15 protein-coding genes are annotated in these 15,572 nt (G+C 69.1%); 3 read left to right on the top strand and 12 right to left on the bottom strand.

Features of this window, described 5'->3' with window-relative positions; genetic code table 11:
* Positions 1-4: 4 nt before the first annotated feature.
* Both ACWGE0_RS05390 and ACWGE0_RS05385 read right to left on the bottom strand, forming a co-directional pair.
* On the bottom strand, positions 5-1,456 hold the full coding sequence (locus tag ACWGE0_RS05390; RefSeq protein ID WP_452259674.1) for an amidohydrolase family protein: 1,452 nt from the start codon (positions 1,454-1,456) through the stop codon (positions 5-7).
* Positions 1,457-1,542: 86 nt separating this feature from the next.
* On the bottom strand, positions 1,543-2,544 hold the full coding sequence (locus tag ACWGE0_RS05385; protein WP_452259673.1) for a sugar ABC transporter substrate-binding protein: 1,002 nt from the start codon (positions 2,542-2,544) through the stop codon (positions 1,543-1,545).
* Between the two features lie 195 nt (positions 2,545-2,739).
* On the opposite strand from ACWGE0_RS05385, the gene ACWGE0_RS05380 reads away from it, so the two are divergent.
* Positions 2,740-4,710: a putative bifunctional diguanylate cyclase/phosphodiesterase gene (locus ACWGE0_RS05380; protein WP_452259672.1), complete on the top strand. Its 1,971-nt coding sequence runs from the start codon at positions 2,740-2,742 to the stop codon at positions 4,708-4,710.
* A gap of 7 nt (positions 4,711-4,717) precedes the next feature.
* Here the strand turns inward: ACWGE0_RS05380 and ACWGE0_RS05375 are convergent, their stop codons facing one another.
* From ACWGE0_RS05375 to ACWGE0_RS05360, 4 genes are all read right to left on the bottom strand, one after another.
* The gene (locus ACWGE0_RS05375) at positions 4,718-6,037 is read right to left on the bottom strand and encodes a M28 family peptidase (RefSeq protein WP_452259671.1); all 1,320 of its coding nucleotides are present in this window, start codon (positions 6,035-6,037) and stop codon (positions 4,718-4,720) included.
* Positions 6,038-6,105: 68 nt separating this feature from the next.
* Positions 6,106-7,116 carry a YbaB/EbfC family nucleoid-associated protein gene (locus tag ACWGE0_RS05370; protein WP_452259670.1) on the bottom strand — a complete coding sequence of 337 codons (1,011 nt, stop codon included), beginning with the start codon at positions 7,114-7,116 and terminating at the stop codon, positions 6,106-6,108.
* Between the two features lie 169 nt (positions 7,117-7,285).
* On the bottom strand, positions 7,286-8,599 hold the full coding sequence (locus tag ACWGE0_RS05365) for a PepSY-associated TM helix domain-containing protein (protein ID WP_452259669.1): 1,314 nt from the start codon (positions 8,597-8,599) through the stop codon (positions 7,286-7,288).
* 65 nt (positions 8,600-8,664) lie between these two features.
* The gene (locus tag ACWGE0_RS05360; protein ID WP_452259668.1) at positions 8,665-9,177 is read right to left on the bottom strand and encodes a hypothetical protein; all 513 of its coding nucleotides are present in this window, start codon (positions 9,175-9,177) and stop codon (positions 8,665-8,667) included.
* Between the two features lie 72 nt (positions 9,178-9,249).
* Here ACWGE0_RS05360 and ACWGE0_RS05355 point away from each other — a divergent pair, with 72 nt between their 5' ends.
* The gene (locus tag ACWGE0_RS05355) at positions 9,250-9,684 is read left to right on the top strand and encodes a GNAT family N-acetyltransferase (RefSeq protein WP_452259667.1); all 435 of its coding nucleotides are present in this window, start codon (positions 9,250-9,252) and stop codon (positions 9,682-9,684) included.
* On the opposite strand, the gene ACWGE0_RS05350 is transcribed toward ACWGE0_RS05355, so the two are convergent.
* Complete coding sequence (locus tag ACWGE0_RS05350) at positions 9,638-9,946, bottom strand: hypothetical protein (RefSeq protein WP_319963899.1); 309 nt, start codon at positions 9,944-9,946, stop codon at positions 9,638-9,640. The two genes, ACWGE0_RS05355 and ACWGE0_RS05350, sit on opposite strands and share 47 nt — an antisense overlap.
* 15 nt (positions 9,947-9,961) lie before the next feature.
* Entirely contained in the window at positions 9,962-10,534 is a 573-nt protein-coding gene (locus ACWGE0_RS05345) for a PadR family transcriptional regulator (protein ID WP_452259666.1), read from the bottom strand.
* 58 nt (positions 10,535-10,592) lie between these two features.
* On the opposite strand from ACWGE0_RS05345, the gene ACWGE0_RS05340 reads away from it, so the two are divergent.
* Positions 10,593-10,988, top strand: a complete 396-nt coding sequence (locus ACWGE0_RS05340; protein WP_452259665.1) for a nuclear transport factor 2 family protein — start codon at positions 10,593-10,595, stop codon at positions 10,986-10,988.
* Here ACWGE0_RS05340 and ACWGE0_RS05335 read toward each other — a convergent pair.
* The 4 genes from ACWGE0_RS05335 to ACWGE0_RS05320 all read right to left on the bottom strand — a co-directional run bounded on the left by ACWGE0_RS05335 (position 10,968) and on the right by ACWGE0_RS05320 (position 15,528).
* On the bottom strand, positions 10,968-12,698 hold the full coding sequence (locus ACWGE0_RS05335) for a hypothetical protein (protein ID WP_452259664.1): 1,731 nt from the start codon (positions 12,696-12,698) through the stop codon (positions 10,968-10,970). The two genes, ACWGE0_RS05340 and ACWGE0_RS05335, sit on opposite strands and share 21 nt — an antisense overlap.
* A 61-nt stretch (positions 12,699-12,759) precedes the next feature.
* The gene (locus ACWGE0_RS05330) at positions 12,760-13,482 is read right to left on the bottom strand and encodes a class I SAM-dependent DNA methyltransferase (protein ID WP_452259663.1); all 723 of its coding nucleotides are present in this window, start codon (positions 13,480-13,482) and stop codon (positions 12,760-12,762) included.
* 225 nt (positions 13,483-13,707) lie between these two features.
* The gene (locus tag ACWGE0_RS05325; RefSeq protein WP_452259662.1) at positions 13,708-14,958 is read right to left on the bottom strand and encodes a cytochrome P450; all 1,251 of its coding nucleotides are present in this window, start codon (positions 14,956-14,958) and stop codon (positions 13,708-13,710) included.
* A 93-nt stretch (positions 14,959-15,051) separates the two neighbouring features.
* The gene (locus ACWGE0_RS05320; RefSeq protein WP_452259661.1) at positions 15,052-15,528 is read right to left on the bottom strand and encodes a nucleotidyltransferase domain-containing protein; all 477 of its coding nucleotides are present in this window, start codon (positions 15,526-15,528) and stop codon (positions 15,052-15,054) included.
* Positions 15,529-15,572: the final 44 nt, after the last annotated feature.

The following is a 15,572-nucleotide window of genomic DNA, read 5'->3' as shown; positions in this document are numbered from 1 at the left end:
GCGATCACACCACGGGCGGCGTCAGGATCCCGCCGGCGGAAGTGCGGATGCGGAGGGAGGAAATCTTCGCATCACGCACGATCCGGTCGACGTCGTAGGCGACCAGTCTGCCGCCGCGCTTGACGATCCGGCCGTCCGAGAACACCGTGTCCACGTTCGCAGGGGTAGCCGCCTGCACCAGCGTGGTCTCGAACAACCCGCCCGGCGCGAGGTTGATGTCGTTGGTGCGCACCAGGATCACGTCCGCGCGCTTGCCTGCCGTGATCGACCCGGTGACGTCGCCGAGCCCCAACGCGCGGGCACCGTTCAGCGTCGCCATCTCCAGCACGTCGCGGAAACCGACCTCCGGCAGACCGGCGGAAGGCGTGCCCTGCCACGGAATCCCGGTGTTCCAGACGAGCCGCATCGCCTCGAACATGTCCGACGGCGCGATGGACGTGGCGTCCGAGGACAGCGACACCGGCACACCGGCCTTGCGGAACCGCAGCAGCGTGTCGCGCGGATCGCCGGCCGTGCCCAGCCGGAACTCCGAGTGCGGCGACCACGACAGCGGCGTGCCGGTCCGCGCCATGATCTCCATGTCGCTGTCCAACGCCGTGACGTAGTGGCACAGCAACGTCTTGGGCCCGAGCCAGCCCCGCCGTTCGTAGTCCGCGGCGTCGACCGTCCGCGGCGGTGCCTGACCGGCGTGGATCGCGACCGGCAGCCCGCGCCGCAGGACCGCTTCCATGTCCGCGAAGAACGCCGGCTCGTTGCTCTGCGACAACCCGCGCACGTTGACGCCCAGGTGCACCAGCCCGTCGAACGCGCTGCCGCCCGCGAAGTACTGCTGCCGCACGCGATCCACGTCCGTGAGGTCCATCGGCGCGTCACGTGACATCTGGTCCACGTGCCCGTAGGAGAACCGGGCGCGCAACAACCCGTCGCGGTGCGCGCGGAGTTCGGCGTCGGCGTGCGCGGGGGAGCGGGTGTTGTTCGACCAGTTGTGCACGGTGGTCACGCCCGCGTTCGCCAGCTCCGCCAACCCCAGCAGCACGCTGCGATAGACGTCTGCGGCGCTGTACAACGTGGACGTGGCCCGCTTGGCCGCGAAATACGGGAAGCCGTCGGCCACGAAGTTGCGGCCCAGCGCGCTCCACATGTGGAAGTGGGTGTTGACGAAGCCAGGCATGACGATCATGTCGGTCGCGTCGACGATCTTCGCCCCGCGGGCGGGCAGATCCCTGCCGACGGCCTCGATCCTGCCGTTGCCGATCAGCACGTCCGCGCGCGGCAGCACCCCGAGCGCCTTGTCGACGGTCACGACCGCGCCGCCCCGGATCAGGTACCGGCCGCGGCGCACGTCATCGTTGTCAGCGGAGCCGTCAGCGGAGTCGGCAGCGGCGGGCACAGTGGACGTGGCCGAGATTGCTATTGCGGCACCAAGGGATTTGGTGAGTGTCCTTCGGTTGATCATGCGGCCTCCAAAGGCAGGGAGAGCCTGCATGCTCGCTCCAGATCAGCGCCGTGTCACCCGCGTGGAAGATCCATCGGGCAAACGGCTCACCGCGCCTGGTCGAGTGGGCGAATGTACTTCGTCGGATCCGCCGTGAGAGCGTCCATCTGCGGCCGGGCGGCCTCGAGCTTGCTCGTCCCGGTGGCCTGCCGGCGGATGATCTCGTCGACGTTGGACGCCTGCACCAGCAGTCCCGGCGCGACGAACCAGCCCTCCGGCATCTTCCTGCCGGACTTGGCGTGCTGGGCCAGCATGTACCCGGCCACCGCGCCCTTGAGGAAGTGCTCGGCCGACACCGACGCGAACAGGTGCCCGTCCTTGACGCCCCGCAGCGCCTTCGGATCCACGCTGAACGCCCCGGCCAGCCACTTCGCGTTCTTCTCCGCGTGCACGGCGGCGAGGTTGATCGCGTCGACGTCACCGGCGCCCAGCAGCGCGAGCGCGTCCGGGTTCGCGTCGGCGAGCCGTTGCCACGTCGCGAGGTTCGCCGGCTGGTCGCGCCCGGTGTCCAGTGGCCCGATGACCTGCAGCTTCGGCAGTCGTTCGAGCAACCGCGCCCGCATCCCCAGCGACCGCTGGTCCAGCGCGGGCATCGCGGGGGAGTTGCTGCCGATGACGATCTTGCCCGCGCTGTCCGGCGGCAACCGGTCCGCCGCGGCGTCCGCGAGCAGCTTGCCCATCTCGAAGCTGTCGTTCTCGATCATCAACGTGACCCTGCTGCCCGGCGCGACCTGGCCGCCGGCGACCGCGATCACCGGAACACCCTGCTCGATCACCTGCGCCATCGGCTCGGCCACCAGCTCGGGGGCGACGGCGGACAGCCCGATACCGCCCTTCGCCCGCGTGGCGAGGTCGCGCAGCAGTTCGACCTGCTTGAGGCCGTCGTGCGTGTCCGGCCCGGTGATCTCCGCCTTGACGCCACCGGCGATGGCCGAACCCGCCCGGAACCCCTCGCTCATCTCCTTGGAGAAGTCGCGGCTGTTGTTCTGGGCGATGAATCCGATCGTGGGAGGGTCATCGGACGTCTGTGCCGTGCCGCACCCGCTCACCCCCGCCACCGCGATCAAAAGCGCAGGTAGAGCGAGACGGGCCAGGCGAACCACGGGGGAGCCCCATCCGTTGACGGTTGGAAGCGAACGAGAGTAGTGCACGGCGCAAACGAGGTGTCGGCTTGCGTGGAATCCTTTGGCTGCGTACCAATAGCACCTTCGCCGGAAAGCGATGTCCACCGTGAGGCGTTCTGGATGCTGTCCAACTGGGTCGAGGCCCGCACCACCGCGCAGACCACTGTCGTCAGCCTGACGATCGGGCTCGCCGCGCTGGCGGGTCTCGCGCTGTGGACGAGTCTCAGCATGCAGCGCGCGGCCACGCACCTGCACGAGCTCAACGAGATCAGCGACCGCTGGGGTCTGGTCGTCCAGAACGTCGACGTCGCCGACCACGCCCTCGCCGACTACCTGCGCTCCGGCACGCCCGTGATGCGCCAGCCCGTCGCGCACGCCGCCGGTGCCGCCGACGAGAGCCTGCGCTGGCTGCGCGACAACGGTGGCACCGCGGACATCCGCGCCGCCACGATCGTCGGTGACCTCTACGGCGACTACTCGATCCTGCTGCGCGAGGCCGTCACGGCAGGCGACCGCGGTGACACCATCGGCGCCCTGCGCAAGGCGGACCAGGCCGAGCTCACGCTGGTCTCGTTGCGCAAGCAGCTCTCCACGGTCGTGCAGCTGAAACGACTGGAGACCACCGAATACCTGCGTGCCGCGGAAACCCAGAACGGCCGTCTCCGCCTCGCCGCCCTCATCGCGTTCATCATCGACCTCGGCCTGGTCGGGCTCTGCGGCGTGGTGCTCCTCGGGCACCGCCGCAAGATCCTCCGCCAGGCCGCCAGGAGCGAGCACGAGGCGATGCACGACGCGTTGACCGGCCTCGCCAACCGCACGCTGCTCACCCAGCGCACCGAGCAGGCCATCCGCCGTTCCAACCAGAACGGCGACCCGCTCGGCCTGTTCCTGATCGACCTCAACCGCTTCAAGCCGATCAACGACACCCTCGGCCACGCGTTCGGCGACCGGCTGCTGCAACACGTCGCGAACCGGCTGACCGGTGCCGTCCGCGACGTCGACACGGTGGCCAGACTCGGTGGCGACGAGTTCGCCGTCCTGCTGCCGTCGGTGAACAGCTCGGCGAACGCACTCATCGTCGCCGAGCGGGTGCACCGGGCGTTGGAGGAAGCCGTCGACCTGGACGGGTTGTCGGTCGACATCGGCTGCAGCATCGGCGTGGCGATGTACCCGAGCGACTCCTCGGACGCGCACGAGTTGTTGAAGCACGCGGACATCGCCATGTACGCGGCCAAGCGCGCCCGCCTCGGCACGTCCGTCTACGAACCCGGCCGCGACGACCACAGCGCCGCCCAGCTCACTGTCATCAGCGACCTGCGGCACGCCATCGACCACGGCGAACTCGTGCTGCACTACCAGCCCAAGGCCGACGTGCGCACCGGATCGGTCTGCGGCGCCGAGGTCCTGTGCCGCTGGCAGCACCCGCGGCTCGGCCTGCTCGGCCCCGACCGGTTCATCCCCGCCGCGGAGGAGACCGGCCTGATCGAGCCGCTGACCCAGTACGTGCTGGACCACGCGCTGGCCCAGTGCCACGCCTGGCACCTGGCCGGCTGGGACGTCCCGGTCTCGGTCAACGTCGGCGCCCAGTGCCTGCACGACCTGACGTTCCCCGACCAGGTCGCCACCGCGCTGAAACTGCACGGCCGCCCACCGGAAGTGCTGACCCTGGAGATCACCGAGAGCGCGATCATCGCCGACCCGCACCGGGCGAGCGAAGTGCTGCTGCGCCTGCGGGAACTTGGTGTGCGGCTGTCCATCGACGACTTCGGCACCGGCTACTCGTCCATCGCCTACCTGCGCACGATGCCGGTGCACGAGATGAAGATCGACCGCTCCTTCACCACCAACATGCGCACGGACGCGTCGAGCGGCGCGATCACCCGCTCGTTGCTCGGCCTCGCCCACAACCTGGAGCTCGAGGTCGTCGCCGAGGGCGTCGAGGACCAGGAGACCTGGAACGTCCTCGCCGCCCTCGGCTGCGACATCGTGCAGGGGTACTGCCTGAGCAAACCGTTGCCGGCGGACGAGTTCGCGACCTGGCTGCGGGACCGCACGCTCACCGAGCTGACCGTGCCCACCTCCACGCCGTGACGGCTGCCTACCGCTGGCAGGCCAGCCGGTAGGCCGCCGCGCCGATCAGCTCCAGCGACACCTGCAGCCGTTCCAGGCTGATGTTGTCCCGGATCGTGTCCTCCGGCGTGTGGTAGATCGGCTCCAGCAACGCCGGCCCGCCCTCGCCGCGCCAGCTGAAGTTCGCCGACGCCATGCCCTTCTCGTGGAACGGCACGTGGTCGCTCGACCCGCGTGCCACCGGACCGTGCACCCGCGGGTCGTACCCGAGGCGTTGCGCCGCCGCCCGCACCCCGGCCGTCGTCGCGTTGTCGGCGCCGTCGACGGACAGCAGCCAGTACGCGGTGGCCGGGTCGTGGCTCGTGGCGACCATGTCGTTCTGGAACACGCCCTTGATCCGCGCGATCTCCTCGGCGGGCAACTGCGAGACGTAGTGCCGCGATCCGAGCAGGCCCTGTTCCTCCGAGCCCCACAACGCGAACCGCAAAGCCTTGTGCGTCGGCAGGTACCGCAGCACCCGCGCCAGTTCCAGGCACAGCACGGTGCCGCTGCCGTCGTCGTTCGCGCCCGGCGACCCCGGCACGCTGTCGTAGTGCGCGGTGACCATCACGACCCCGTTGTCCCGCCATGGGAACGTCGCCGGCCGTTCCGCGATCACGTTGTAGGACGTCAGGTTCGGGTGGTGCGTGGTGGTGATCGTCAGCTCGCCGAAGCCCGAAGCGCGCAGCTTCTCCGTGTGCACCTGGGCCAGTCCGATGACCGGCACGGTGACGTTGCGGTCGAGGGTCGGCGAGAACGCGCTGGACTTGCTCGTGGTGGCGGAGATCCGGCCGAGGATCACGGCCACCGCACCGCGTTCGATCGCCGCGTGCACGTGCGCCGAACCGGTAGGAGCGTTGACGTAGAACGCGATCTTGCCCGTGAGGTCCGGCAACTGGCCGTTCACCACCTCGACGAACGGCGCCTTGACCGTCACACCGAGGGACCCGAACCGGGACGCGCCGGCCTGCCCGAGGCCGGGGAAGTCGGCGAGGTACTTGTCCGGCACGGTGAACGGCTGCGTCGTCACCTGGTACCGCAACGCCTTGAGCTCGCGGACGAGGTAGTCGCGGGCGCGGTGCTCGGACTCGGTGCCGCCGATGCGCGGCCCGATCTTGTTGCTCAGCACCTTCAGGTGTTCCAGCGCGTGACGCGCCCGGACCCTTGCCACCACGGGGAAATCGCCGAGATCCAGGTTCGGCAGGTGCGAGGCGCCCGGTCGTTGTTCGGTGGCCGCGAGCGCGCCCGCGGGGTTGGCCACGACGGCGGCCACCCCGGCCGCCGCCGCGAGGAAGTCACGTCTGCGCATCTCGTCCCCCATCTCACGATGTTCCAGCCCGCCGAACGTAGGCAGGACGGGAGGTGGCGGACAACCGACTAGTGGCTGGCTTTGGCCGCGGCGTGCTCGAGGACGAGGTCCTGGACCTGACGACGTGCGTCCGTTCGGGCCTTGTCCACGCACGCCATCAGATGCGTGGCGAGCACTTCCGGTTCGAGTTCGCGCACGGCAGGGCTGAGCGAGACACCCGTCGTGACGCCGTTCGAGTCCACGGTCACGGTGACGCCGCCGCGCGTTGCCTCGCCGCTGACCGCCGCGAGCAACCGGACCAGATCGACGTAACGGCGGCGCTCGCGCTCCTCCGCGGCCACCCCGCGTTCCTCCCACCACGAGAGCCGGCGGCGCAACAACGCTTGCGTGGTCGCGGGATCGGCCACCGGAACGGTCCACGAACCGGACACGGTGTGCAGCACTAGTGCGTTCGCCTCGGTGCTCACGCGGAGGATGCGGGCGAACGCGACGCCGACGTCGAGCCGGCCGCCGGTCCGCGTGGTCCAGTCGACGCGGTCGGTGCCGATCACCACGCGCGAGCCGTGATCCTCCAGCACGAGCGGGAACGCCGTCGAGCCGAGTTCCAGGATCGGCGCCGAGAGCAACGAGCGGTGGGCCAGCCGGGCGAGCCACGACGCCGAACCCGCGCCCAGCACCCCGGCCGCGCACAACGCCTTCACCGCAATCGCCGCGCCGGGACTGAGCCGCAACGCGATGCCCGAACCCGGCAGCACACCGAGCACGAGCTGCGCGCCGGTCATCAGGGTGGTCGCGGGCAACCACGAGTGCGGGTCGCTCAACCCGTTGCGGCGCAACCAGCTCAGCAACGCCCACGCGCACGCCGCCGCGGCGACGGCGGGAATCGCCGACCACCACGGCATGACCCGCTGCCCGGCGGAGGTCATCCCGGCGAGCACGATGCAGACCAGCCCGATCGCGACGGGCAGCACACCGGCGGAGAGGATCAGCAACGTCCTGGCGCGGCGCCAGCGAGCGGCCAGCGCGTGCACGACCTGGGGATCGTTGATCAGAGGAATGGCGTGGGGAAGTAACGTCATTTGCGCGCCCCTCGTCAGCTCTCCGCCGTCACGCGATGTGACGTGCGGGCCGACCAGGCTTCCCGGCGCACCTACGCGTAAATATGACGTAAATGTCCAGATCAGGCAAGCCTTGTCCACTGCGGACGGTGTGGCGCACGAGCCCGCGCGCCACACCGATCCCGTTGTGTCAGGCCGTCTTCGCCCGCCTGCCGAGCACCGCGTCGATCACCAAAAAGACCACGAGACTGACCCCGAGCAGCGGTACGAACCACCCGATGACCAGTGCGCCGACACCCAGCCCGGCCAGTGCGGCAGGCGGGGCCTTGCGCCACTGGCCACGCGGCGTGGGCCGGCCGAAGCCGCTGGTGGGCCGGCGCTTCCACCACATCCGGTAGCCGAGCACGACCAGCCAGGCGAGCCCGCCGCCGAGGAGCAACAGCAGCAACTGGTTGGGCCAGCCGAACAGCACGCCCATGTGGCCGTCGATGCCCCACCTGGCCAGCTTCGCGCCGAGCGGGTAGTCGGCGAACTTCACCGAGCTGACCACGGCCCCGTCCTGGATCGCCACCGAGTCGACCTGCGTGGGCAGGCCTGGCTGGATCTCGGCCACCTTCCAGGCTTCGTCGGGGGACTTGGGCAGGCCGATCTCGACCTTCTGAGCGTCGATGCCCGAGGCGCGGGCCGCCCAGAGCACGGTGTCGACGTCGCTGTGGCCCGAACCGGCCGACGTGTGCTCACCGTGCTCGCCGTGATCACCACCGCCGCTGCCACCGGGCATCGTCAACTTCGGCGTGGCCCAGCCGATGGCCTGGCGGAGCGACGCGACGTTCTCACCGGCGTACGCGGACCACGTGAGGCCCGTGGCGGACAGGAACAACGCACCGGCGAGCACCCAAACGCCGATCAGACCGTGCGTCCGGACGCGCTTGCTGTTGCGAGCTCGCGTGATCCACAGCACCAGGCCGCCGAGAGCGACGACCCACAGCCAGGAAGCGGCGAGTTCGCTGTACAGGCGGCCGGGTTCGCCGAGCAACAGGTTGCGGTGCAACTGATCCAGCGTCGTGCGCAACGGCAGCACGCCGCTCGTCCCGTAGACGACGAGATCACCGGTGACCTTTCCGGTGCCGGGATCGACGAACACCGCCCGGCGTTCGGACTCGCCGAGTCCCTCCTCGGAGAACAGCACGCGGGTGGTGTCGCCCGGTTCGGGAGCCGGGCGCACGGCGACCAGCGACCCCTGTGGCGAGGTCGCGATCGCGGCGTCGATCTGCTTCGAGAGCGGGAGTTGCTGGGAGGAAGCGGGAACGCGGAGCTCGTCCGAGTAGACCCAGGACTCCAGCTGAGGGGTGAGGGCGTAGAGCACGCCGGTCAGCGCGGCGATGAGGACGAACGGGCCGACGAGCACGCCGGCGTAGAAGTGCAGACGCAGGAAGAGTCCCCGCCACGCGAACGACGTGCGTGGCGGACTGGCTGTGGTGGGTGTGGTGGCTGTGTCGGTCATCCGGGCGCTCCAAATGGGCGTGAACAGGGGCAGGACCGCCCGTCAGGCGGCCCTGTGAAGGGGATTCAGACCTGTTCAGCCGGAGGACCGCGCCACGACAGCACGTCCAGGAAGGTGATCGTCGCCGGCACGCGGCGAGGCGTCGCGACGACCAGGGGTGCCGTGGCGGGCAGGGGAGTGAGCCTGCGGGGCAGCACCGCCGCGATGGCGCGGGCCAGCGAGAGCACCGTGCGTTCGGCGACGGCGAGCACGGCGACGGTCAGCACGGTCGCGACGACGTGCGAGGCGACCATGCGTGAGGGATCAGGTTCGTGCGAGTGCCGGGACACGGCGAGCGACACCATGAGGTGCATCGCCAGCTGCCCGCCGCCGACCAGCATCAGCAGCCGGCCGGGGGTGAGCTCGTGCCGGGCGAAACCGGCGCAGGCCCACGTCAGCAGCGCGACGAGGGAGAAGATCAGGCCGGCGTCGGGTAAGCGGCCGTCCGCCGACGAGTGCGCGAGCACGGCCAGTGCCCCGGTGACGATGCCAACAGCCGCACAGCGCGCACGGCGCAGCGGAACTGGTGGCAGGGTCACGACCAGCAGCTTAACTGGGAAATTGGTCGAAACCACCCTACGAATGTTTCGGTCCCACGGTTCAATGCAGCCGTGATTTCTTATCGCACAGATGTTGACGGCCTCGCCGAGGACGATCTGGCCGGTTTCTTCGTGGGATGGCCCACACCGCCGTCGCCTGCACAGCATCTCGCCGTGCTGCGCGGAAGCTATCGCGTCGTGCTCGCGCTGTCGGACGGCGAGGTCGTCGGCTTCGTGAACATGATCAGCGACGGCGTGCTGACGGCGTTCGTCCCGTGGCTGGAGGTGCGGCCGGACTTCCAGGGCCAGGGCATCGGGACCGAGCTGATGCGGCGGATACTGGCCGAGGGCGAGCACTTCTACTCGGTGGACCTGGCGTGTGACGACGAGCTGCGGCCGTACTACGAACGTCTTGGCATGATCGCGTTCACCGCGATGGGCGTGCGCAACCGCGCCGCCATCAGATTCCCTCCAGGTCCAGCGTCTGCTGGTGCGGGCCGCCCGTGAACGAGCTGGTGAGCAGGCCTGCCGACCGGCACCGCCCGCACGTCACCGGTGAGGTCGTCGCCTTGAAGCGGGTGAAGTCCCAGCTGCCCGTGCCGACGTGACAGCCGGGACCGGGCACCTCCAGCCCGAGCCAGCCCTGCAGCCGCACGGCGTGCACGACGTCGGACCCCTCGAGGTAGCCGTTGAGCCGCCCCGCGAACCGGTTGCGCGCCTCTTCCGCGGGTGCGCTGAGTGCCTCCTGCAACAACGAAATGCCGTTCATGGACCCGATTCAACCTCACGTGGGCGCGTCGAGCCGGGCACCACGCCGCTCCAGCACGGCGAGGCTGCGCGCGCACCACCGCACGTTGTCCCGCTCGAACGACAAGCCGCGCAACAAAGTCAGGTACGGCCCGACGCGGTCGGCCTCGACGAGGAACTCCTCCTCGGTGCGACCGTCGAGCAGCTTGGCCTTGAGACGTTCGTACCGCGTGATCTTCGCCTCGGCCCACTGCTTGCGTTCCCGCAGCGACGCCTTCACCGCCTCCAGATCGCCGGCGTCCGCGGCCATCACCGCGACCAGCAGCTCGTCGCGGATCGCGGTGGGCTTGTGCGGCTCGGCCGTGAACGCCGCCAACGCCTCCAGTCCCGCCGTGGTGAGCGAGAACAGCCGCTTGTTCGGGCGGCGCTCCTGCTCGACGGTCCTGGCCTCGATCAGCCCGTCGCTCTCCATCCGGTCCAGCTCGCGGTAGAGCTGCTGCGGCGTGCACATCCAGAAGTTCGCCACGGACGCGTCGAACGCCTTGGCCAGGTCGTAGCCGGACGCCGCCCCGTCGAGCAGGGCGGCCATCACGGCGTTGCGCAGTGACATACCCGCAGGTTACGGTGCGTCGACCTAGTCAACAAGTTGAGTATGCGAGGACGTGCCCGTGAACGCATTCCGCAAGGCAGTCGAAGCACGCGACACCGACGCGATGGCGGCCTGCCTCGCGGACAACGTGGTGTTCACCAGCCCGGTCGCGTTCGCGCCGTACCCCGGCAAGCCGCTGACCGCCGCGATCCTGCGCGGCGTGATGCGGGTGTTCGAGAACTTCCGCTACGAGCGCGAGATCATCGACGGCCGGAACCACGCCCTGGTGTTCCGCACCGAGGTGGGCGGCAAGGAGATCCAGGGCTGCGACTTCCTGCACCTCGACGAGAACGGGCTGATCGACGAGTTCACCGTGATGGTGCGCCCGTTGTCCGGAGCCCAGGCGTTGTGCGAGGCGATGGCCGCGCAGTTCGACCAGATCAAGGCCGAGGCGCTAGAAGCGTTCAACTCCTAAAGCAGTCAGCGCCAGGTCGAGGTTGCTCAGCCCCTGCAGGTTGCGCTTGGTCTGCGCGGCCAGCTCCACGATCGCCACGTTGCGCTGGTCGTCGGCCGACATCTTCTTGAGCGCCGCGTCATCGCGAAGCCCGTTCTCCCGCAGGAACACCATCACCGCGCCCACCCCGGCGAGTTCCGCGTCGCTGTAGGCCTGGTAGTCCTTCTGGTTGCTGAGCGAGGCCATCACCACGATCAACGTGTTGCGCATGTCGTCCCGGGACATCGTGTTGAGCTGGTGCTGGGTGCGGAACCGCCCTGCCAGCAGCACGCCGCGGCCGTAGAACGGGGTCGAGCCGGGCCGGCGCCCGCGGGTGGCGAGGTCGCTGCCGAGCGCGATCTGGGCCAGCTGCAGGTTCGTGAACCCCTGCAGCGCCTGCCCGGCGCCGGTTTGAGCGCCGAGTTCGACGATCGCCACGTTGCGCTGGTCGTCGGCGGTCATGCTCTTGAGCGCCGCGTCGTCGCGGAGTCCGTTGCGCCGCAGGAAGACCATGACAGCGCCCATGCCCGCCAGCGTGTCGTTGTCGTAGCGCTGGTAGTCGTTCTGCTTGCTCAGCGAAGCCATGCACACGATCAGGGTGTTGCGCATCTGGTCGTGCGTCATGGTGTTGAGCTGGTGCTGTGTGCGGAACCCGCCGGCCAGCAGTACACCGCGGATCGGGAACGAGACCACCGACCCCGCGCGCACCTCCACGTCGACGAAGTCGTCGGTCACGGTGGTGAGCCGCAGGGCGAAGTCGCCCGCGGAACAGGCCCAGTCGCCGAGCGCCAGGCCTGCCGCGCCGTCGTAGCGGATCCGGCCGTCGGGGTTGATGGAGTGCACGACCAGGCCTTCGTTCGTGATCCCCTGGTCGTAGGCCTTCGTGGCCGCGCGCCGCACCTCCACGCAGAACACCCGTCCATCGTGCCGTTGCGACGGGACAGCGATCATCACGGGTTTGCCCGAACCCTGTGCCGTGTAGTCGGGCTTGTACAGCCGCACTTTCGCGGGCAGGTCGCGCACGTTCACCACCGACGAGCTGTCGCGGAACCGCGCGTCCCGGTACAGGTGCGCACCCGGCACCAGCGGTCCGACGATGAGGTTCGCCGGGATGTTGTCGTACGGCGATTCCTTGTTCAGACCGCCGTCGGGCAACTCCACGACCGACTTGCGGATCCAGCTCGCCCGCGCCGAGCCGTAGGTGCGAGCGCTCATCACGGAGTACGGCGAGGTGTACGACACCCCGTTGAGGTCGAGTTCGTGGTCGAGGCCGAAGCCGTGCCCGAGCTCCTGGCACGCCGCGTCGAACGGCGTGATCGAGTCGACCACGGTCGCCCTGATCTGCTTCTGCTGGCCGTCGGGACCCGGAACCCACACCAAGCCGCCGCCCCACCAGCCGGTCGGGCGCGCGAGCCAGATCAGCAGGACGTCCGTGTGCGCCCAGTCGACCTGCGTGGCGGCCTTCACCACCGCGTCCTGCAGATCGTCCCGGTCGTCGTTGGTCACCTGACCCGGGTCGGGGATGACGACCGGGTCGTACACCTGGCTGCTCACGTCGAAGATCCCGCGCGAGCACCGCCACCAGAAGTCGCCCAGGCTGTGGGCGATGCCCGGACGCATCCAGTTCTCGAACTGTTCGCGTGACCAGACACTGTCCGTGGCCGCGTACTTCACCGGAACGACCGCGATCATGATCGCCTCCTCTGTGCCGCCTCAAGTGGACACAGAGGAACTCGACCGTGGCGCGAGAACGTTACGCGGCGACTTCGTACACGCTCACATGTCGCCTGCTGTCCGCCGTGAAGGGCTCGCCGTTCCAGCCACCCCAACGATCACGCAGCCGCAGCCCCGCGATCCGTGCCATGAGATCGAACTCGGCCGGGTAGGTCAGCCGTTGCCGGATCGGGCCGAACCGGATGCCGTTCGCGCTGATCTCCACGTGGTTCTCGTCGAGCATCTGGGTCACCGGGTCGTACCGGTTGACGTCGAACCCGACGTGGTCGACCTCCAGCGTCTCCACGTCGATGAACTGGTGGCGTGGCCGCGCGGCCCAGGTCGGCAGCCCGGACTCGATCACGAACACGCCACCCGGTTCGAGGTGGCGTGCCGCGTTCTCGAAGCAGCGGACCTGGTCGTCCTGGGTGAGGAGGTTGCAGATCGTGTTGTAGATCAGGTACACCAGCTCGTACGTGCGGCCGGTGCCGATGCGGGACATGTCGCCCATCGTCACGTCGACGGCGTCACCGCCGGGTTTCTCCCGCATCTTCGCGACCATGTCGGGGGAGAGCTCGATGCCGTCCACCGCAACGCCTTCCGCGATGAGAGGCAACGCGATGCGGCCGGTGCCGATGGCGAACTCCAGGGCGGTCTTGCCGAACCCCGCCAGGAATCTGACCGTGTCGGCCTCGTCGCCTCGGGGCGAGTTGTCGTAGGTGGCTGCTGCTTCGGGACTGAAACTCGGGTTGAATCCCTGCACAAACGCCACGCTAGCGGCGTGGCCCAGAACGTTGCGAGCGAATTCGCGGTCAGACGGGCATCCGCTCGGTCTGGGGTGCGACGGGATGGACGACAGCCCGAACATCCCGCGGGACCTCGCGGCCCGTCCGTCGCTCGAAGAGCTGTCCCGTGACCAGGTGCCTGCGCTGCATCCTCAACGAGGAGTGGCAGCACCGGCTCTTCGCCGAGCGCGACCTCGACGTGCTCACGGCACGTCCCACGTGATCGGCAGGTGCTTCACGCCGAAGATCGTCGACGTGGTGCGGACGTGCACCTCTTCGGCAGGCACGGCGAGCCTCAGACCCGGCAGGCGCCGCAGCAGTTCGCGGAAGGCAACGGACATCTCGATGCGCGCGAGTTCGTTGCCCAGACACTGATGCACGCCGTGGCCCAGCGAGAGATGCCTGGTGCGCGGGCGGTCGATGCGGAACTCGTCGGGCGCCGGGCATTCCGCCGGGTCGCGGTTGGCGGCGATCACCGAGCACATCACGGTGTCGCCCTCGGCGATCGTGACGCCACCGATTCGCACTTCCCGCAACGCGTACCGCACGATCCCGGTGTCGACAATGGACAGATAGCGCAGCATCTCCTCGACGGCGGTGTCCATCAGGCCGTCCGGATCCTCGCGCAGGGCAGCGAGTTGCCCGGGGTGGTCCAGCAACGCGAGCACGCCGAGGCCGAGCATGTTGGTCGTCGTCTCGTGGCCGGCGATCAGCAACAGGTTCGCGAGGCCGACCATCTCGTCGTCGGACATGTCGCTGGTGCAGGCCAGTTCGGACAGCAGGTCGTCTTCGCGGTTGGCGCGCTTCACCTGCACCAGGTCCCACATGTAGCGGTGCATGCGGGTGCCGACCTCGATCAGCCCCTCCAGGTCGGTGGCCATGTCGAGCAGTTGGACGGTGTCGTCCTGGAAGTGCCCGCGGTCGGCGACCGGCACGCCGAGCAGTTCGCAGATCACCAGTGACGGCACGGGCAGCGCGAAGTCGCGGATCAGGTCCGCCGGCGGGCCCGCGGCGATCATCGCGTCGATCCTGGCCGCGACGATCTGCTCGATCTGCTCGGTCAGCGCGCGCATCCGGCGCATGGTGAACTGCCGGGCGAGCAGCCTGCGGTACCGGGTGTGCTCCGGCGGGTCCGTGGTGATGAACGAACCGGCGCGGCTCTCGGCGGCCGCGAACTTGTCGCGCATCTCCGGATCGAGCTTGTCCCGCAACCGTTTGACCTTGTACCGGTCAGCGCTCATCCGCGGGTCGGACAGCAGCGCACGGGCGGTGTCCTGACTCGTGACGAGCCAGAGCGGTTCGTCGTTGTGCTCGATCTTGTGGATCGGGCCGGCCGCGCTGAGGGCGGCGAGACGTGGCGCGGGATCGAACGTGCTCGCGCGGTCCATGAGGTCGGCCGGTAAGACGGGTCTCATCGCGTCGAGGGCGGCGTCGGGCGGCGGGGCTGTTGTCATGGGCGAGTTCTAAACCGCGACGAACTGGGGAAAGAACTGAACCGGCGCGCGTTCCGGAAGCTCTGCACTTTTGGGCGGCGGGCCATCGGAATTTCAAATGGGTTCCGCCAGCTTTCGCAGCAGCGCCAGGTCGTGCAGGTCCCGTTCGCGCGGCTCGTACCCCTGGTGGAAGTGGATCTGCTGCTCCACCGACAGGCACGGCACGGTGACGCCGAGGATGGTGCCGGTGACGAAGGCATTGGCGGGGTAGCGGAACGGTTCGCCGGGCGTCAGCGAGGACTGCTCGGCGCTGCCGTCCGGCGCGAACCGCAGCGGGTGCAGGTCGATCTCGCGGCCGCCCGCGTCGGTGAGCACGAACCGCACCGGCCGCCACGACAGGGTTTCGGCGAACCCGAGCTTGCCCAGCGCTGCGAGGACTTCCGGTTCCTGCTCCTCGCGGTGCATCAGGTCGAGGTCTTCGTGCGGGCGGGTCTGTTCACCCACCAGCGCGTCGATGCCCCAGCCGCCGCCGATCCAGATGTCGTTGCCGTCCAACGCCGCCAAGATGCCGAGCACGTCCTTCGCGATCACCCGCGAAGGAAATCACCGGAACCTGGAGCGGTCCACCACTTTTG

The organism is Lentzea sp. NPDC054927, assembly GCF_053610285.1.
This window is presented reverse-complemented; position numbering and strand designations above follow the sequence as displayed.